At 48.8% G+C, this 17,753-nt stretch carries 28 protein-coding genes; 24 read left to right on the forward strand and 4 right to left on the reverse strand.

The genetic code is table 11. The features are described 5' to 3' along the window. Window positions 1–3: 3 nt before the first annotated feature. The 14 genes from EH198_RS24580 to EH198_RS09265 all read left to right on the forward strand — a co-directional run bounded on the left by EH198_RS24580 (window position 4) and on the right by EH198_RS09265 (window position 10,602). Window positions 4–159 carry a hypothetical protein gene (locus EH198_RS24580; protein WP_185702821.1) on the forward strand — a complete coding sequence of 52 codons (156 nt, stop codon included), beginning with the start codon at window positions 4–6 and terminating at the stop codon, window positions 157–159. Between the two features lie 3 nt (window positions 160–162). Beyond that, window positions 163–495: a phage baseplate plug family protein gene (locus EH198_RS09205; RefSeq protein WP_124695256.1), complete on the forward strand. Its 333-nt coding sequence runs from the start codon at window positions 163–165 to the stop codon at window positions 493–495. Continuing rightward, window positions 485–1,282: a phage protein gene (locus tag EH198_RS09210; RefSeq protein ID WP_124695257.1), complete on the forward strand. Its 798-nt coding sequence runs from the start codon at window positions 485–487 to the stop codon at window positions 1,280–1,282. Before EH198_RS09205 ends, EH198_RS09210 begins: the two co-directional genes overlap by 11 nt. Next, complete coding sequence (locus EH198_RS09215) at window positions 1,279–1,668, forward strand: Gp138 family membrane-puncturing spike protein (RefSeq protein ID WP_124695258.1); 390 nt, start codon at window positions 1,279–1,281, stop codon at window positions 1,666–1,668. Before EH198_RS09210 ends, EH198_RS09215 begins: the two co-directional genes overlap by 4 nt. Beyond that, a complete protein-coding gene (locus EH198_RS09220; RefSeq protein ID WP_124695259.1) occupies window positions 1,656–2,021 on the forward strand; it encodes a DUF2634 domain-containing protein in 366 nt (121 codons plus the stop codon). The genes EH198_RS09215 and EH198_RS09220 overlap by 13 nt, the downstream gene beginning before the upstream one ends. Continuing rightward, window positions 2,011–3,186 (forward strand): baseplate J/gp47 family protein, encoded by a 1,176-nt coding sequence (locus tag EH198_RS09225; protein WP_124695260.1) that lies wholly within the window; start codon window positions 2,011–2,013, stop codon window positions 3,184–3,186. The genes EH198_RS09220 and EH198_RS09225 overlap by 11 nt, the downstream gene beginning before the upstream one ends. After that, window positions 3,179–3,820 (forward strand): hypothetical protein, encoded by a 642-nt coding sequence (locus tag EH198_RS09230; protein ID WP_124695261.1) that lies wholly within the window; start codon window positions 3,179–3,181, stop codon window positions 3,818–3,820. Before EH198_RS09225 ends, EH198_RS09230 begins: the two co-directional genes overlap by 8 nt. 11 nt (window positions 3,821–3,831) lie before the next feature. After that, window positions 3,832–7,290, forward strand: a complete 3,459-nt coding sequence (locus tag EH198_RS09235; protein WP_124695262.1) for an autotransporter outer membrane beta-barrel domain-containing protein — start codon at window positions 3,832–3,834, stop codon at window positions 7,288–7,290. A gap of 12 nt (window positions 7,291–7,302) precedes the next feature. Next, complete coding sequence (locus EH198_RS09240; RefSeq protein WP_124695263.1) at window positions 7,303–7,791, forward strand: XkdW family protein; 489 nt, start codon at window positions 7,303–7,305, stop codon at window positions 7,789–7,791. Beyond that, window positions 7,788–7,922 (forward strand): XkdX family protein, encoded by a 135-nt coding sequence (locus EH198_RS09245; protein ID WP_124695264.1) that lies wholly within the window; start codon window positions 7,788–7,790, stop codon window positions 7,920–7,922. The genes EH198_RS09240 and EH198_RS09245 overlap by 4 nt, the downstream gene beginning before the upstream one ends. A 55-nt stretch (window positions 7,923–7,977) precedes the next feature. Beyond that, the gene (locus EH198_RS09250) at window positions 7,978–8,487 is read left to right on the forward strand and encodes a phage holin family protein (protein ID WP_124695265.1); all 510 of its coding nucleotides are present in this window, start codon (window positions 7,978–7,980) and stop codon (window positions 8,485–8,487) included. 12 nt (window positions 8,488–8,499) lie between these two features. After that, the gene (locus EH198_RS09255; RefSeq protein ID WP_124695266.1) at window positions 8,500–9,372 is read left to right on the forward strand and encodes a M15 family metallopeptidase; all 873 of its coding nucleotides are present in this window, start codon (window positions 8,500–8,502) and stop codon (window positions 9,370–9,372) included. Between the two features lie 2 nt (window positions 9,373–9,374). Continuing rightward, window positions 9,375–9,593, forward strand: a complete 219-nt coding sequence (locus EH198_RS09260; protein WP_124695267.1) for a phage holin — start codon at window positions 9,375–9,377, stop codon at window positions 9,591–9,593. A 139-nt stretch (window positions 9,594–9,732) separates the two neighbouring features. Beyond that, window positions 9,733–10,602, forward strand: coding sequence for a hypothetical protein (locus EH198_RS09265; protein WP_124695268.1), 870 nt, complete (start codon window positions 9,733–9,735; stop codon window positions 10,600–10,602). A 45-nt stretch (window positions 10,603–10,647) separates the two neighbouring features. Here the strand turns inward: EH198_RS09265 and EH198_RS09270 are convergent, their stop codons facing one another. Next, complete coding sequence (locus EH198_RS09270) at window positions 10,648–11,508, reverse strand: ATP-dependent DNA ligase (RefSeq protein WP_124695269.1); 861 nt, start codon at window positions 11,506–11,508, stop codon at window positions 10,648–10,650. Window positions 11,509–11,697: 189 nt separating this feature from the next. Between EH198_RS09270 and EH198_RS09275 the strand changes: the two genes are divergently transcribed. Genes EH198_RS09275 through EH198_RS09285 form a run of 3 tightly spaced genes read left to right on the forward strand, consistent with a single transcriptional unit; the run spans window position 11,698 to window position 12,622 of the window. Next, complete coding sequence (locus EH198_RS09275) at window positions 11,698–11,868, forward strand: hypothetical protein (RefSeq protein ID WP_425464153.1); 171 nt, start codon at window positions 11,698–11,700, stop codon at window positions 11,866–11,868. A 10-nt stretch (window positions 11,869–11,878) separates the two neighbouring features. Beyond that, complete coding sequence (locus tag EH198_RS09280) at window positions 11,879–12,352, forward strand: YhjD family protein (protein ID WP_124695271.1); 474 nt, start codon at window positions 11,879–11,881, stop codon at window positions 12,350–12,352. A 15-nt stretch (window positions 12,353–12,367) separates the two neighbouring features. After that, complete coding sequence (locus EH198_RS09285) at window positions 12,368–12,622, forward strand: YolD-like family protein (protein ID WP_124695272.1); 255 nt, start codon at window positions 12,368–12,370, stop codon at window positions 12,620–12,622. A 58-nt stretch (window positions 12,623–12,680) separates the two neighbouring features. Here the strand turns inward: EH198_RS09285 and EH198_RS09290 are convergent, their stop codons facing one another. Together EH198_RS09290 and EH198_RS09295 are read right to left on the reverse strand one after the other, a co-directional pair. Next, window positions 12,681–13,226 (reverse strand): Ltp family lipoprotein, encoded by a 546-nt coding sequence (locus EH198_RS09290; RefSeq protein ID WP_124695273.1) that lies wholly within the window; start codon window positions 13,224–13,226, stop codon window positions 12,681–12,683. 152 nt (window positions 13,227–13,378) lie between these two features. Beyond that, window positions 13,379–13,591 (reverse strand): antitoxin, encoded by a 213-nt coding sequence (locus tag EH198_RS09295; protein WP_124695274.1) that lies wholly within the window; start codon window positions 13,589–13,591, stop codon window positions 13,379–13,381. A gap of 426 nt (window positions 13,592–14,017) precedes the next feature. Here EH198_RS09295 and EH198_RS09300 point away from each other — a divergent pair, with 426 nt between their 5' ends. From EH198_RS09300 to EH198_RS09310, 6 genes are all read left to right on the forward strand, one after another. Further along, entirely contained in the window at window positions 14,018–14,257 is a 240-nt protein-coding gene (locus EH198_RS09300) for a hypothetical protein (RefSeq protein ID WP_124695275.1), read from the forward strand. A 43-nt stretch (window positions 14,258–14,300) separates the two neighbouring features. Then, complete coding sequence (locus EH198_RS24585; protein WP_185702822.1) at window positions 14,301–14,477, forward strand: hypothetical protein; 177 nt, start codon at window positions 14,301–14,303, stop codon at window positions 14,475–14,477. A gap of 163 nt (window positions 14,478–14,640) precedes the next feature. Next, window positions 14,641–15,264: a hypothetical protein gene (locus EH198_RS24590; RefSeq protein ID WP_185702823.1), complete on the forward strand. Its 624-nt coding sequence runs from the start codon at window positions 14,641–14,643 to the stop codon at window positions 15,262–15,264. Further along, window positions 15,261–15,788 carry an accessory gene regulator ArgB-like protein gene (locus EH198_RS09305; protein WP_185702824.1) on the forward strand — a complete coding sequence of 176 codons (528 nt, stop codon included), beginning with the start codon at window positions 15,261–15,263 and terminating at the stop codon, window positions 15,786–15,788. Before EH198_RS24590 ends, EH198_RS09305 begins: the two co-directional genes overlap by 4 nt. Then, the gene (locus EH198_RS25325) at window positions 15,788–15,916 is read left to right on the forward strand and encodes a hypothetical protein (protein ID WP_281278000.1); all 129 of its coding nucleotides are present in this window, start codon (window positions 15,788–15,790) and stop codon (window positions 15,914–15,916) included. Before EH198_RS09305 ends, EH198_RS25325 begins: the two co-directional genes overlap by 1 nt. A gap of 14 nt (window positions 15,917–15,930) precedes the next feature. Continuing rightward, window positions 15,931–16,311, forward strand: coding sequence for a LytTR family transcriptional regulator DNA-binding domain-containing protein (locus EH198_RS09310; protein WP_185702825.1), 381 nt, complete (start codon window positions 15,931–15,933; stop codon window positions 16,309–16,311). A gap of 250 nt (window positions 16,312–16,561) precedes the next feature. On the opposite strand, the gene EH198_RS25475 is transcribed toward EH198_RS09310, so the two are convergent. Next, window positions 16,562–16,789: a helix-turn-helix domain-containing protein gene (locus EH198_RS25475; RefSeq protein WP_124695278.1), complete on the reverse strand. Its 228-nt coding sequence runs from the start codon at window positions 16,787–16,789 to the stop codon at window positions 16,562–16,564. Between the two features lie 300 nt (window positions 16,790–17,089). Between EH198_RS25475 and EH198_RS25480 the strand changes: the two genes are divergently transcribed. Then, entirely contained in the window at window positions 17,090–17,263 is a 174-nt protein-coding gene (locus tag EH198_RS25480; RefSeq protein ID WP_379311136.1) for a helix-turn-helix transcriptional regulator, read from the forward strand. Window positions 17,264–17,753 lie beyond the last annotated feature (490 nt).

A 17,753-nucleotide genomic window follows, 5' to 3' on the forward strand; every position in this document is an offset into this window, starting at 1 on the left:
GAAGTGAAGAAGGAAATAAACCTATACAAAATCGCGAACGAGGTTGTTGAAGTGCTCTCAAAACATGAAGTCCCGATAAATTTTATCGAAAACGTATTTGAGGCCGTACAGGAAACCGTGCAGTGTCAGAAGGTAGTCGGCCCATCCGAGATGGAGTAAGCCATGGATTATATTGAGATCGACAAGGACAACATTCCGTATCGGTTTGAGATTTCGATCTCGGATGAACTTTTTACGATTGAGATCCATTACAACACGGAATATGATTTTTTTACCTTAGACCTGGAAGACGCAGAGGGGAACACGCTCGTCACTGGAGAAAAGCTGGTCTATGGGCAGGCGCTATTCGCGGACGTTTGGGATAGTCGATTCCCGAAGCAGCCGATCGTTCCCTGGGACGAATCGGAAAACAGCACAGAAGTAACATGGAACACGCTGGGCACCAGCGTGTTTTTGTATATCGTCTACAGTGAAGGTGATGACGATGGCGCTTAAAAATTTTGGGAGAGTGGTTGAGGTCATGACGGCCAATATGTCATTTTCCCTTGCCAAATACACAATGGAGGGTACAATCCCGTTTGACTCTGATCCTCTTCCAAATGAGTCGGAAATCCGGATATGGAACCTCGCACAGACGACCATTAACCGGATCGTCAAAAACAACGTTCTCATGGTAAACGCCGGGTATGTCGGAGACGTTGGGACCATCCTGAACGGCCGCATCTCCGCAACCCATACCAAATGGGAGGGGGTGGACAAGATCACGACGATCAACGTCCTGGACAGCGAAGATTTGTCCGCCCGGGAGATCAAAAAGGAAATTGCCTTCGCCAAAGGCAGCTATGCCAGCGCCATCATTACGCAGCTTGCGGGCCTTATCGGCCTTCCGGTGGCACAGATGCAGCTCGCCAAGGATTACAGCTATAAGAAGGGATATAGCGCCAAAGGGAAGGTAACGGACATTATTTCGGATGTTGCTAAGGACTGCGGTACGTCGGTGTACATTAACCAAGGAAAATTGTACGTCCGACCGCTGCGGATAGGCGCGGATTCCGTTTTCGATCTCAATCCAGATACGGGCTTGATCGGCAGCCCGGAGTATTTCGAGCAGGACGGCCACAAGGGATACAACTGCTCCGCGCAGCTGCAGCGCCGCATTACGACGGCCTCGGTGATCGAACTGACCTGCCGGGAGTGGTCCGGACAGCTGCATGTGCGGAGCGGTACCCATAAATTCAGTAACACTGGAGATTTTTCGACAGAAGTGGAGGCGATTATGTGAGTAAATCAAGTGCGGCGGCTGCACTCGGCAAGCTGCTTCGGGCGCACAGCGATAATCAGACGGGTAACATCGATGTTGCGATGCCCTGCCGAGTGCTAGCCTTTGACCCGGTGACGCTGCTCGCCAAGGTGCAGCCCCTTGTCCAGATAGGAGAGGACGCGCCGGCTCTGCTGCTGGATGTACCCGTGACTGGCATGCGGGTGTTAATCGGCGGCGTGGAGACCGTTCTGCGACCGGTCCTGCATGTCGGGGATACAGTGCTGATCGTCTGCTGTGATGCGGAGATCCAAAATACGTTATCCGGCCAGGTGGCCGCACCGGACACGGCCCGCCGGCACTCGCGCAATGACGCCGTGATTGTGGGGCTGATGCCATGCTGTCTTTAAAAGTGGACGAGACCGGCGATCTGGTATTTGCCGGAGGCGAGCTGCAGCTTGTATCTGGTCCGGAGGAGATCGCGCAGAGCTGCAGAATGGCCGTCGGCACGAATAAGGGGGAATGGTTCCTTGATCTGGACTTTGGCATCGACTTCAGCCGGATTATGGGGAAGAGTGTAACGGAGGATGACGTCCGGGACGAGCTGACCGAAGGCATGTTCCAGGAGCCACGGATTCAGACGGTTGATTCTGTCGATGTGATCTTTGACCGGGCGGCTCGGACGTTTACCGCTGATATCAAGGCAACATCCGTCAACGGAGATATCATAACGGTTGAGGGGGTGGAAACCGTTGTTGGATAGCACGGGTTTTAAACGGCCGCGTTTTGATGACCTTTTTGCCCAAATGGAGGACAAAGCCAAAGAGGCATTCGGCGATACGGTAAACACTTCTGTCCGTTCGCCGCTTGGGATCATTCTCCGGATCTTCGCATGGTTCCTCTCCATTCTGTGGAGTTTGGCCGAGGACGTCTATAACAGCGGATATATCGGGACGGCGACGGGTAACAATCTGGATCGCCTCGGACCGCAGGTCGGCATCAGCCGTATATTGGAGCAGTGGGCTATGGGCACCGTCACCTTAACCGGAACGGCGGGATATACCGTATCTGCCGGGTTTCGCGTGGCGACTGAGTCCGGGTTGACCTACCAGACTACGGATGATGTCACCTTAACCGGAGGCACCGGCAATGTCGCCATTGAAGCTCTGGCGTCTGGATCGGCCAGCAATGTAGCCGCCGGCACGATCACGGTTATCGTCAACCCTTCTGCCGATGTCACAGGCGTGACCAATGTCGCGCCTGTGACAGGCGGGCGGGAAAAGGAGACGGACGCCGAGTTTCGGGACCGATTCGAGCAGTCTACCGCCGGTGGCGGGGCGGCGACGGTTGACTCTATCCGCAGCGCCCTACTCCGGCTGGATGGCGTTCGGGCGGCAACGGTGATCGAAAATACGGGTTTGACAGCTGACGGTGCGGGGCGCCCGGGAAAGTCGTTTCAGGCTTACGTCCTCGGCGGGGATGATCAGGCCATCGCAGGCGCCATTTTTTCGACCAAGGCGGGCGGCATCGAACCGTATGGGACCATTAGTAAGACCGTCACGGACTTGGCAGGCGAACCGCATACGGTAAAATTCTCCCGAGCAACCGAAGTCGGCATAAAGGTGAATGTAGATATCACCAAAGGTGCGGCGTACCCGGCCGATGGTGACGCCCAAGTTCGGTCTGCGCTGATCCGGTATATCGGCGGGGCGGACGCCCCCGGTGCTTATTACAACGGGCTCAACATGGGGGCGGATGTTGTCTTCACCCGGCTAATCAGCGCCATATACAGCGTGGAGGGTGTTGGAGACGTGACGCTTACGGTTGGCAAGACTTCCGGCAGCTTGGGCAGCTCTAACGTTGTGATACAGCCGTATGAGGTTGCGCAGGCAGCTGCGGCCAATGTGGTGGTGACAAGCCATGTTTAGTGTGAAGGATATGCTTCGGCGCTTTGCAGACACGTACAACAAGGACCCGGTCAGTAATCTGGGGAAACTGATTGGCATTCTGCATGAGCAGCTAACGGCAGTGAACGATACGCTGGAAACAGTGCGGTCATGGCGGAGCATCGATGCGGCGCAAGGCACGACTTTGGACAAAATCGGCAGCAATGTCGTGCAGCCGCGCGGCGCCTCTACAGATGAGGTTTATCGGGTACTCCTCCGGAGCAAGATTGCCCGGAACCTATCCAAAGCCGATATCAACACGATTATCCAGGTGCTTGCCTTAGCGCTTGATTGCGAGTATTCCGATATCCGGATTCAAGAAAAATATGCCGATGTTTCCGAGCCAGAGCCGGCGGCGATTAATCTGGTCAGCGTACCGGCAGCGCGACTTAATGAGGTCGGCATGTCGCCAGGCCAGTTTGTCCAAATCGTCCAGAAGACGGTATCCGCCGGCGTCCGGGTAGCGACGGTGGATTTGTCAGGAACGTTCGCTTTGTCATCACAATACAGCGTACTGGAAACAAGTTCACTCGGTCTGGCCGATACCAGCATGACGACTGGCGGGCAGCTCGGCGAGGTTTATGTACCGGGAGACGACTATCCATTGCCCATTTAGGAGGGATTTGATTGGCAGATTTTAACGAGCAGCTACCACAATGGGACGCGGCGGGGATTGAACCGCCGGCGACCAAAAAGACGAATGGATGGGCGGTTGACGACAAGCCTCCGGCTGGCTGGCTTAACTGGCTTTTCAATCGGATTTATAAGGTGGTTTCGGAAATTCGAACGGTCTTTTCGGCACACAAGGCTGATAACACAGCCCATATCACCGGTGCCGAGCGAACGACATGGAATAACAAGGTCGATAAGGTAGCCGGTAAGCAACTCAGCACCGAGGATTACTCGACAACGGAGAAAAACAAGCTTGCTGGGATTGCTGCATCGGCAGAAGTTAACCAGAACGCATTCACGACCGTTGCCGTTTCCGGTCAATCCAGCGTAGTAGCTGACAGTAAAACCGATACACTAACAATCGCGGCCGGGACGGGGATCACCGTAACCACCGATGCCAACACAGATACAATTACCGTTACAGCTACAGGCAACCAAACGCCAGGCGCCCATGCCAGTAGTCACCTAACCGGGGGATCTGATCCGATCGCCAAAGCAACGACATCGACGGATGGTCTCATGCCCGCTTCGGCCATGGCCGATCTGGCTGCCGTAAAAGCCGGACAAGGCCGTGTAGACCTTAGCCAAACCTTGGGACCGGGGCTGTCTGTTCTTGCGGCGGATCAAAACGGGTCAGAGTTAGATTTGGTCGTTAGTGGCCGGACGCTGGTTAACATTTTAGGTAACTCGGGTAATTTCGAGCTTGATTCTAATTCAGACGGAGTCGCAAACGGCTGGACTAAATTTACAAGCGGCACGTACTCCCTCGAAACAACAAATGTCTCCACGGGGTTAAAGGCCCAAAAAATAACGTCAACGGCCGGAGACCCCAACGTGACAAGCAGAAACGTGTACCAAAACATCGCTGTTGAAGCCGGAAAAACCTACGTTGCTGTAGCAAATTTAGCTACTGACGGCATTACGATAGGCATGATGCGGATAGAGCTCCCGACGCTAGTTGACGTCAGCCAATCCACCAGTGGCATAATTTTTATAAAATTTACTCCGTCTACTACGGGCACGTACACTTTTAGATTGTTCAACCGCGCCGTTGTTGGGGATGTCGGCTGGGTTCAATTCGATAGCGTTGGGATTTACGAAGTAGACGCTGCTCTCTACGCTCGCATCGGAGTTGACATCACTGCGGCCAACATCCGTGACTATTTGCCTCATGTAGACGGCAAGCAGCACGTACAGGGCGTAGCGATCACTAAACAAGGGCGTAATTTGCTCCCGAGTGTGCCGGAAGGCTTAAACGCTGCTGCAACAACGAATGGGCCATATGATTTGACGATGGTCGCCACCGGACCATCTCAAACCAATACTATGAGTATTCCCGTAATTCCTGGTCAGACCTATACGGTAAGTATAGAAATGGCAGGATCAAACGCCTTGCTTGGATATAACTTCTACGATTCAAACGGGACGCAAGTAGGATCGTACGGAACGTGGCTGGGCGCTACGGGCTCAAAAGTATTTACTGTCCCAGCTAATGTGACAAGAGCTCGTGTCGTCCTTAACAGTAATGGAGCAGGCACCCTCACGTTCAAAAATTGGATGCTTGTTCTTGGGGATGCCTCCGCGCTTCCTCCATCATTTACTCCAACCGAACCCCAATCCGTTGTTCTGCCCGTTACGCTTGGGCAGGTAGGCGACGTTAAAGACAGTGTGTACAATTCCGGAACGGAATGGATGTATGTCGAGCGGATCAAGAAGAACGTTTTGTTGGATGGCGCGATTTCGTGGGTGTTTGACGTTGATTATGCAGGGTTCAAACGAGTTAAGTTCAATAACGGACTTGTTTGGGCAAGTACAAAAGGAACGGCGAGTCGTTATGACGGGAAGTTGCTCAAAAACGACGGGACAAAAGACCCATCTACAGAGGCGGATACATTTCTAATTCACAGCAGCGGTTATTTCTTTCTAAACATTGCTGATACAGACTCAGGATGGGCAGAGGCTATCAACCCAAACTCCAATGCGATCAAGGCCCTCGCGAACGGATGGAAAGCCAACGCTAACAACGGCACAGTATATACATCATGGATTTCCATCCTTGACGGCAGCGCTCCGGCCACCAACACGGAGGCGTGGGTAGCGGCTAATAAGGCCCCGGGATGGACGGCTTGGGCATCTTTGGACTATGCGCTCGCCAACGCCACCGCTCCTGTGCCCGTTGCGGACGCCGAGGGAAGCATTACCCTGCACCCTGGCGGAAATCAGATCAGTGTAGATACGGGGGTAATACAGCGGGAGAAGGCAACTTTTGCATTTTCGGGCACTGCTTATCGAATTAATCAGTTGGGTTTCCCTGCCTCTGCTTCTCTCCTTTCAAAAAGAGGAGGTAAACTTCTCGCAGTTTACAAAGAGGAGGACTTATTTACCAAGTATGGAGTTATAAATGATGCTGCTGCAAACGGCAACTTCCGGATTGGAATCGAGCAGACCGATTATGACCCCACGAAGGATTATTACGTAACCTACATCGCCCTGGACAAATACGCCTTAACCTCCAGCGTTACCGAGACAATAGCCACGTACCGGACGGGATTGGGGGGCGTGGCATCAGATCTGGTTCAATCCGTTGCGGAGCTGCGGCAAGCCGACGATAGACAAGATTTCGCCATCGACTACGCAGAGGCTAAGACGGATAACTTGCGAGTTGACTTTACGGCCCATCAGGTTGATTACATTAGGCATCCGGCATATGCCGGCACGGCGGGGACCGCAACGGCCTACACTGCCACATTGTCGCCAGCGCCTGCGAGCCTGCCGGAGGGATTCGGAATTACCATTGTGCCGCACGCCGCCAACGGAGCCAATCCGACGCTGAATATTAACGGCCTAGGGGCCGTCGCCTTGAAAGATCAAAAGGGCGTTTCCTTGGCAGCTGGTTTTTTAGTCCTTGGATATCCTTACAGCTTCCGCAAGATCGGGTCAGATTTTCGCCTGGACAACGGCAATGGAGTTATTAATCCGTGGGGAGATAATACGTCGGCATCGCGACCTATTGTGTGGGCGTCGCGCAATGCGTCCAACCAGTCATGCACATCGATGGCGTGGACCAACATTATTTTTGACACTACTAGTACCGAGCAATATATCGACTACAACGCCACCACCGGTGCTGTTACCATCCAGCAGTCGGGATGGTACAAGTTTTACGCAAAAGCACTCTTGCAGGGATACGCCGCTAATAACCAGGCTCAACTTAGATTCCTGCATAATGTGGTTACAAGCCACACCGTAGACGTACGCATTCAAGCAACTTTAACGGACTTGTTGCTTAATGGAGAAGCGCTATTGTTTTGTAATTCCGGGGATGTACTCAACACACAGGTGTACGTGACCAGCAACGCAACCGTACGGATGGGCTCGGACGTGACAGTTCTCCAGGTCGTCAAAGTAGCCTAGAAGGGGGAAAACATGAACATTGCACAAGCCATATTACACTTGTACCCGGACGCCGACCCGCTCGGGGATTTTGAGGTATGGAACGTCGGCCCTGCGCCAGTATTGCACCCCGGCGCTGAGGACAAAGGCCGCGTCCGATACGAGATCAAGAAGCCAGAAGATGGCGAAGAGCCGGTTGAGGGCATCCATTATCGGTACGTAGTCGATTTTAACCGGCTGACCGAAGGCGAAGACTACGACATTGTAGACCGTGGACCCTATATTGCCATCTGGAACCTGGAAGCCCCACAGCCGACCGAAGAGGAGCTGCAGGCCGCTTGGGAAGCGTACCTGGAGGCAGAGGCGAACAAGCCGCCGGAACCGCCGACCGAGGTTGAGCAACTACGGGCAGATAACGCCGCTTTGCTGCTGGAGCTGGCCCAGGTACAAGCTCGGCAGGATCAGGCGGACGCAGACGCCGCAGCCCTGCTGTTGACTCTGGCGGAAGGAGGGATACTGTGAATTGGTATGTGACCATCAAACGCTATTATGACGCCGGGTACTATACGCCTGCACAGGTACAGATTTTTGTGACAGCCAACAAGATAACGTCCGCTCAAGCGGCTGATATTACAGAAGAGAGCGCCGCATAGGCGTTTTTATTTTGCCCTCGGATCCCCGGGGGCTATTTATGTTGGGAGGGTCAGCATGTTTAATCAAATAAGGCAAATTACAACAACCATTTACACCGCAGCTGTCGGTTCCGGGAGCCGGGAGATCGCCGCCGGCGGCACAAGTGCAATGGCTGGCGTACTGGCTATGGCAACCGGATGGCTGGGAGGCTGGGATAAGCCGCTCGAACTGCTTGTGGTCCTCATGTTTGCGGACTATGTCAGCGGCGTAGCAGGAGCGTTTAAGACTCATACGGTATCATCGGACATCATGTTCTGGGGCGGCGTGCGGAAAGCGGTCGTCCTTTTTGTTGTCGGGCTGTCGGCGTTAGTGGACGCCTGGGTGCAGACTGGAGCTCCGGTCTTTAGGGCGGCAGCCATCTTTTTCTATGCCGGAAGAGAGGCGCTGTCGGTTGTTGAAAATTTCGGGGTCCTTGGCGTGCCACTGCCGGATAAGCTCAAGGATTATCTACTGCAGCTTAATCAGGACAAGGCCCGAAACAATCCGGCAAAGCCTGGCCATCCGGATAACGATAAAACAGCATAGGAGGAAACGGTAGTGACCTTAACTTTAGATCAAGTGAAAGCTAAGTCCGCGCCAAAGCTGGTCGGTCTGCAGCCGGTAGTCTTGGCTGGAGTCACCGCGCTGATCGAGCGCTGCTACAACCGAGGCGTGATGATCGTTATTACGCAGGGATTGCGGACATACGCGGAGCAGGATGGACTCTATGCGAAGGGCCGGACGGCGCCGGGCGAAATCGTCACCAACGCCCGCGGCGGATACAGCAACCATAACTTCGGTCTGGCCGTGGATTTTGCCTTGCTGCTGCTGGATGGTCGCACTATCTCCTGGGATATGCAGCGTGATGACGATGGGGATAAAACAACCGATTGGATGGAAGTCGTTCAGGAGGCGAAGGCCCTGGGCTTTGCCTGGGGCGGTGACTGGAAGAAATTTAAAGACTATCCGCACTTAGAAATGGTGTTCGGCTTGTCTACCGCGCAGCTGCACGCAGGAGAACGCCCTTCGGCTGTTGCGGTCAATGCCGCGTTTGCAAAAATCGCGAAATTACAAGAGGAGGCATACGAAATGACGGAAGTAGAGAAGAAGGATTTCGAAGACCTGAAAGCAACAGTGAAGGAACAGGCAAAGCTAATTGAGGAATTGACCAGCAGCAAAGACACGCTCAAAGAAGAAACCCTGAAACAGGCAGCAGAGATCAAGGAGCTCGGAGAAGCATTGCTGGAGTTGACCGATACCACGCCGCCAAAGTGGGCAGAGGCAGCGTTGCAGGCTTTTGCAAATACGCCGTCTGCCCTTAATGGCAAGCCGGTACTCGACACGCCGGACAAGGCAACATACACAGAGGCACGACTGATCACTATTTTGCACCGTCTCGGCTTGGCCGCAAGGCAGAAAGGGGACAAATAATCATGCAAAGTAAATGGAGAAATTATGGCTTGTGGGTGTCTTTGACAGCAGCCGTACTGTTGGCAGTACAGACCATTAGCGCGATCTTCGGGATGGAACTGGCTCCAGATAAGTATGATGAGGTAACGGCAGCTGTGAATGCGATCCTGGGCATTCTGGTTGTGCTCGGAATCGTCAGTAATCCAGAAGCAGGCAAGGGATATAGCGATACGGATAAATAGCATTTACAGATTGTCCCATATGAATTATACTACCTATACACGGATCGGAAGCACCGAGCGTGCAGTCCGAAAGAATCGGCAAATACCCCTGTTGGCTTCGCTGACGGGGGTATTTCTTTTAAAAGAGAGGGTATAGAGTATGAGGATTTTTGAGAGCCTTGACCGATTTGCTTCGCTTATTTCCGAAAACTTCAATTCATTTATGAAAGATTTTCCTTTAGAAAGTCAAGCCGCTGAAGCAGTTCATCAAGGAATGTATTCATTAACGAATGACAGTGAATATATAAATGAATCAATATCGACCGGAGTAACTGCAACGTTAGTTTTTGGGGCTCATTCCTCGTGGATAAACGCTTTTAACATGACGGTTTCAGGTCACATCGATACTGGATTCAGTGAGCTTAGAAGAGCTGTTGAGTTCACTTGTTATGCTGCAAAGATTAAAGGTTCAGATAAAAGGGCTGAAGATTGGATGAAACAACGATCAGACCCCCAAGCAATGAGGCGGTTTTCTGGTCAATTTCGAATCCCTACAGCTTATACAAATGAAAAATTCAAATATCTGCGGCCTTTGTTAGTTACATATGATATGGCAAATTACTATGGTGCCCATGGCAACCTTGAGACAATGGCTGGAAAAATTCATACGACTGACGGGCTTAGATTTAGTTATCAAGCAGATAGAGAAATAATTTACTTAGTCGCTCCTTCATGTATACTAAGTGGATATCGAATTTTACAATCGCTAGATGCGATACTCGACAATTTAGTAATAAGGCCTCAAAATTTTAAAAGTACAAAAGAGTATATTGAAAAGTCAATTAGAGAGTTAAGATTGGATCTTGCTAATTATCGTTACCAAGGACGAATTCCTGAGGATATAAGGAGATTTATCTGCATGGATGACGATACAGAAACTAATAAAATGTTTGACGAAATGATTGAAAAGGAGCGTTTAAGAATGGAAAAGCGCAAACCTTCAGATTTGGAAATGGATTATTATATTTAAGTTTGAACCCCGTTGAGCATCGGCCCAATGGGGTTCTGTTCGGTCTTACATTATGAATTCGGTAAAAACCGGGCTTCTAAGCATCCCGGATTTGGTCCAGTTCCTCATTCTCACCCGAGCTCGAAGCCGGGGCTCCAAGTGTACAAACTCCTTATCCTCTCCAGTCACCAGCTGCCCTGCGACGCCGTAAAAAGCTCGCTTGTGCGTTGGTGTTGCCCCTAACTCGATAATCCCAGCTGGACGCAGCTTACCGGGCGGCCCCGGGATAGAGGCGAGCCAGCCAAACTCCTCTTTACGATACCCTGTAATATAGACCTCAGCATAAGACCAGTTAATGACCTTTTGCCACGCCGCCGACCTCCGTCCGGTCTCATATAGTCTATTCTTGCGTTTACCGACAACACCCTCCATATTACGCGCCACGATCTGCTCAAAAAGAGCTTCTCCAGATCCTTCGACGTACGGGACAACTCCAAAGCTGCCTGACGGTAGCGACAACCCCGATAGTATCTCCTTGCGGCGCAGCAGCGGCAGTCCGCGCAAGTCCATCCCCTTATATTGCAGGATATCAAAGATGGCGTAATAGGCCGGTAGGCTTGCTGTAAGCCGTTGAATCTTATCGGAGCGCCGGGCTTGGAACCGGCTCATGACGGCCTCGAAATCCGAAATGCCCGTTTCCGGATCGACGCAGGCGACCTCGCCGTCCAGGATAATGTCGCCGTCAAATGGTAGCTGCAGCTCTGGATACTGTCTAGTGCAGTCGTTATTGTGGCGCGTGTAGAGCCGGACCTCCCCGGATTGTTGTGAGTAAATCAACCGATGGCCGTCTACCTTTGGCTCAAATATATAATTGTTGTCAGAGAACGGCCCAGGAGCCGTATCGAGCAGCATTGGGGATATAAACATAGGATCACCTCTCCTTCATTATAACGTGCCGTAATAAGGAGTAAGGGAGGTAAGTCTTGGGATAGTATCATTCGGCTAAGCGCCCAGCGGGATTATTTAACATTGCATAAAGAACTAATGTTCGCATATAATACAAACAAATGTTCTTATTCGGAGGCGGATATTATGCACATGCGAGCAGGCCAAACTGTGGAAATTGTGTATATCGACAAGGCCAGTAAAATCACGCAGCGTCGGATAGAGGTCAAGGTCATCAAAGACGGCCGCATTCGGGCGACGTGCCTGACGACCGGCGCACCGCGTGTGTTCTTGGCGGCCAATGTGTTAGCTTGGCGGCCGATCAGTCAGGCAGCTGGTTAAGGAGGACAGCATGAGCAAACTCGAAGATAATGAGCGATGGAAATCAAAACTAATCTTGACGGAGCATGCCGAGGGGTATGTCCAGCAGCACAATCCCACACCTGCAAAGATTATTACGGCCGAGGAGCGTACAATGCTCCGCGACTACCTTCTGCTTCCGCACATGGTAACGATGGTTCAGAAAAGTCTGGATGATTTGAAGCACTCTCACAATATCCTTAACCGGTTGTACCTTATGGCCGGAGAATATGTAATGGGGCGTATTACACAAGACCTGTATCAATTACGCCGGGAGCTTAGACAGCGAAACATAAAAGTATTGTCTGAGGAGCAATCCGACTTTGTCATCTACCACCGTTTTATCTGCCGGGGATACGAAGAACGGTTCGGCATGACCCGAGATGTAATGAAGGCGGAAATAAGCCTTCGGCTGACACGATACATTGCAGAAGCGGGAGGATTGCTTAAGAAGGGCAGTACATAAGGGAGGACATGGACAATGAAGCAGGAGAGTAGACCAAGGGAAAAGCCGATATTAGACCAGAAGGAGTGGGATATAATCGACCTATCTCTGTACCATTCAATGGAGGACCATGCACCAGTCACTCTTACGCTATGGGACCCATTTGTGGACCGGAAGGCTAAAGGTATTGTCATGCAGGTGGATCGGCAACTGAAGCGAATCAAACTGCGCTGGAGCGAAGATGATTGGGATTGGATTGATATGAATGAGATTATCGCGCTATCCAATTAATATGAAAGCCCCTGCTAGCCGTGAATGGCTGGCGGGGGCTTTCATGTGTATTTTTACATTATTTTAAATGATCTATCGCGTATTTCGCTTCTTCCTTGGTGAATTTCTCCCCGTATTCTGAAATCAATTGATCGTAAATAGCCGAATTTGACATACTCATAGATTCTGCGTATGTTTGTGCTTTTTTCAATGCATTTTCTTTCCAATCAAATACAATGTTAGCAATCGCATACTTAGCAGCTTCTTTCGGAAAATTTTCTCCATACTCCGAGGTCAACTGATCGTAGATGCCTTTCTTGGACATATACATATTCTCTGCATACATTTCCGCTTTTTCTAATGCTGCAGTATATTCCCTAGGGACACTCTTTTCCACTACGGCCGCCGGGGCTGTGGTTGGCTCAGAAGTTGCTGGTGCGGCTTTCGGGGCCGAGCTTGCCTTGGTCACTTCCGGCGCTGCGGACTTTGCAGCCGTAGTTTGAGTAGTTGCTGCCGGCTCACTGGCGGCCTGTTTGTCTTCACTACCGTTTCCTCCGGCAATAGCGATTACTACAATTACAGCCAATACCCAAAACCACCATCTCTTATAAATCGGCTTCTTCATCTTACATACTCCCCCAATGTTTTGATAATATTAACAAAAAATAGTTTAGCAGATATAGGTAAATAAGACTGTGAAATTATTACGTTGATCTTATTATCGGGGTTTCACTTGTGAAAATTTAGGATATAGCTCATATTTGTGCAAAACCCCCGTCATTCGTTCGACGGGGGTTGCTGTTTGTCTCGCTCCATTTTTTCTTCAACGGCCTTCTGGATATAGCCGTTTAAACTCATGCCGGCATCCTCGGCCGCCTTCTTATATAAGGCTTTGGTACCAATCTTCACATCAAGTGGGATTCGCTCGTAAGTCTTTTCATTGTATTTCATCTTCGCCCTGCTCGCCGCCGGGCCTCTAGGGTTTGCCATGTCTATCCCTCCTGACCATAAGTTTACTCTAAAATTTATACATGTACAAGTATAAAAAGCTTGACTATATACATGTACGAGTATATAATAAAGACAGAAAGGAGGTGAACGAGCCTTGAAAGATTGGGTAACACTCCTTACAGCAATTATCCAGCTTATCACCGCATTCTTGCTGCTCAAGGACAAGAAAAAAGGAACCAGAAAACGTCGCGGGCCTCGCAAACGTAAATAGGTTCCTCGGGGAGGGGGTGCTTCCCCTCTCCACCCAATCTTAACATAAACGTAAGACAAAATAAACGGGAGGCTGATTGTATGGACACAGTAACATGGATCGTTATTCTAGCAGCCTTAGCGCTGAGTGTTTTCGGATTGATTCGGGCGAAGCGGAATAAATAAGCCGGAGGGCATACGCGGGAGGGATAAGGGATGGAACATTTTATCAGAAATACTTTAGATGTTGAGGTAGATGGACTGAGACACAGAAATAGATACATTGTAAGGGCTATGGTTGATGTGATACAGGCAGACGGATTCGCCGAATTGGAACAAAAGGTAATTGAAGATGTCACCCTAACTTGGGACGAAATCGAGAAAGAGGGTGGAGCATCTGAGGTGAAAAAACAATTTAAGGAGCGTTATAACCTACAAAAGGGTTGGGGTGGATAACACGGGGCTACGGCCCCTCTAATCAAAGGAGTGACAACCGAAAGTGAAGTTCACTTCAGGAGAATTACACGCTATCGAAACAGGCTTGCTTCTCCGTATAAAGGACTTGGAGAAACGAATCAAACAACATTCTCAAATAGGAGATATGGAACAGGCTGCCGAAGAAGAGCTGCTTCTGAAAGAGGCCAAGGCTGCTTTGAAAAAGGTGGAAATCAAATAACGCCTGATGATGGCCGGAGGGATACCTGCGGAAACTGAATTTAACACACTCCACAATACCGTCTGATAGGCTGTGGATATCTTAAATCTAGTAGTATACGGACTTAGGACTTTAGATTTATAATTATGATCGAGAAGAAAATTATGTCAGGCGGTGTTGTGAAGTGTCGTGGGAACCGGTATGGTTTATGGTATTTTCTAATTTAGAGGCGTTCGCCTGGTGTGCGCTTTGTATGGCGATGTTCCGCTATAAGACATCGGAGTATGTATGGCCGATACTGATCATTATTACTTTAATGAATTTGCAGAGTTATATTTTGCGCAATGAATTTTCATTATCCTACTTGGCCCCTACGATCAACATCCTATTTGTCACGCTGCTTTTTGCGGCGATAGTCAAGGAGTCGCTGCTTGGATCAATAATTATAGCGGCAGTTGGATTTCTCGGATTTGGGTTGATCCAGGCGCTTATTGCAGTTACTTTATTCGGTTCAATAAGCGGAGTCGGTGCTTCAAAGACGAATGGCTATGTTCTTCAGATCAGTACCGCTATCATTGTCATTCCGTTGTCGTGGTTCATGTATCGATACGGACACGGGTTCTCCTTTGATTTCGAGAAGTTTCGAGTTAAAAATGAGAAATTATTGCTAGTCACATTGATACTTATATTTATGATAATGATTACGTTTGTTCTATACCTTAACCAGATATGGAATGTGATCGTTCTCTTTGTTATTTCGTTACTATTCTTCCTGAAGTATGCCATCGAAAGGGAGAAGGATATATGATTGACGCTTTGGCCGGTAAAATAGCAAGTGCTATCAAAAGAATCGTCCCGGATCATCCTGCTTCGGAAGCTGTATTAAAATTTTCTCTGTCAGTTGTGCTGAATGCGTTTTTCATAATCATCCTCTCTCTGCTGGTATCTTTAACCACTGGCAGAACTAATGAAGTGCTGATGATTCTTGTATCATTCGCTGCCTTGAGGCAATTAACAGGAGGCGCCCATCTTAAATCTGGAACTGCTTGCGTAATCTTCACTTCCGCTCTGTTCACAATTCTTTCTTATGTTGATTTAGAAATTGCCATGACACAAATCATTAATGCGATTAGCCTGCTACTCATCATATGGCTTGCGCCGATTGGAATTGAGCGCCAGACTCGCATACCGAAGCGGCACTGGCCGAAAATGAAAGTTGTAGCTGTGCTGCTTGTCATTGTTAATATTTTCACCGGCGCTTCCGCGATTGCGGTTTGTTTCTTTGTCCAGTCACTTAGTTTGATTATTGCTCGAAAGGGGGTGAAATGGTAATGAAAAAATATGCACGTGTAGTCTATATGCTGGCGTCATCGCTCGCGCTTGCAGCCACTTTCATCGTAGGCACAAACAGCGTCCTCTTTGTAAACAGCCCAGACGTTCCGGAAGAACTTATGAAATAATGGAGATGTGCAAGATGAATGTTTTGTCGGTTACGAGAGACGTTGAAGGTGGAGGAGGTCTTGTCCAATTGCCTCTCCACCTTATCACTCACATGGTTTATTTAAAGGCAAAGAATAGAGTTGTCGTCCACACGGTTGATGAAGAGTATTACATTATGGGGACGCTAATGTACTGGAAAAAGGCAATATCGGCAACCGGATATAGGTTTGTTTGTGCTGATAAGACAAATGTAGTCAATATTGATAGAATAAAGGCTATGGATTCTGACCGGCATATTGCCTATTTCGAAGAGTTTCCCACAAAGCATTCGAAATCATGCACTCTAACAAGCATTCGATTCAATGAGATTTCAAAACGAATCGGAATTATCGGAAGTTCCATTTGTTTTGCTTGAGCATAAAAAAAGAGCCGCTAAGAACGGCTCTTTTTTTATGTCCGGTATTTTACCACATGATAGATGTAATATGTTGTCGAAAAATGAAAACAAATCAAATTATTATGTCTAGACGTAAGTTTGTTTACTTACTCCTTTATTTGGGATTAAATATAATTAATTCAGAGGACAAAAAAATATTGACATTTTTAACTGGAACGCTTTATTCGGCGAATGCTGTCGGGGAGTAGCATATCTACTCCGCCTGTTACTACTCCAAAAACTCATAGAGATCGGATTCGTTGCAACCGAGAGTTAAACATATCGCTCTACTCACAAGAGGGTTAGGGTATTTTTTACCCCTTTCATATTTCGAAAGTATGGAGTCGGATATCGAAATGCCGAACTTATCATATAGCGCTTCTGACAATCCAACTTGGGTCAATCCTCTGTTCTCTCGAATCCTTCGTAACAGGCACTCCCCTAAGCGAAGTGCCATAGATCCTCCTTTTACAATAAATAAATCAAGAAGGTGATATCGAGCGAATTATAACATATCAAAATAAAAATAGCATGTACGTGTAGTCTAATGGAGAGACACATGAAAAAAAGTTGATCAAATACGGATTAGGGGCGCGTCTGCCAGGACACGCCCCTAAGAAAAGATTCATAGTTAAAATTTCATCTTTACTGTATCACATCTTTTTGTAATTGGTTAGAGGTATTTTGTAGCATAAATTTTTATTGACAAATAAACAATCAACGGGGTGGAACTGTGAAGCTTGAAGAATATCCAATAATGTTGAATCTTAAACAAGTATCCGAAATTACTTCTATGTCTGAGAAGGCCATATATCGATTAGTACATAAGGAACGATCAGATGGTGGGATTCCCTGTGTGCGAGCCGGCGAAAGAATTGTACGAGTTAGCCGATCAGACCTCCAAAAATGGATTGAATCACGTACAGCGTAGCTTCGTTAAATTCAACAAACATTTAACGCCAATGCGGATTTAACCGTTCATTGGCGTTAAAGATGTTACAACTATTAATTAGAAAAACCATTATAAACCGCGCTTTTCGTATTTATGGTTAAAGATGTTGCAGTTGTTAGCGGTATGGGCGGCATGATGTAACAAGGGCCATAAGCCCTTATGCATCAAGAGTTTCTGTAACAGGAAACACCGTTTGACCCCATATGTATATTTTCGAGGCCTCCCAGGATACCCTGGGAGGCCTCTTCATTTCGGCAATAAAATTGACTATTCCAATAGTTATGGTTTAATATACATAATGAAAGGTACCAACAACCATTTGGGGTCTTTCAGCTACCCAATTCATCATATATATATTAAAGTTGCTATGATAATTATATGTTATCATATATAACGTGGATAGGTGATGTTTACAACAACCACCTACTTTTTTCGAGTTTTTTCGAGCTTTTCTTATTAAAATGTGATT

It is taken from the genome of Paenibacillus rhizophilus (genome assembly GCF_003854965.1).
GTDB lineage: Bacteria > Bacillota > Bacilli > Paenibacillales > Paenibacillaceae > Paenibacillus_AQ > Paenibacillus_AQ rhizophilus.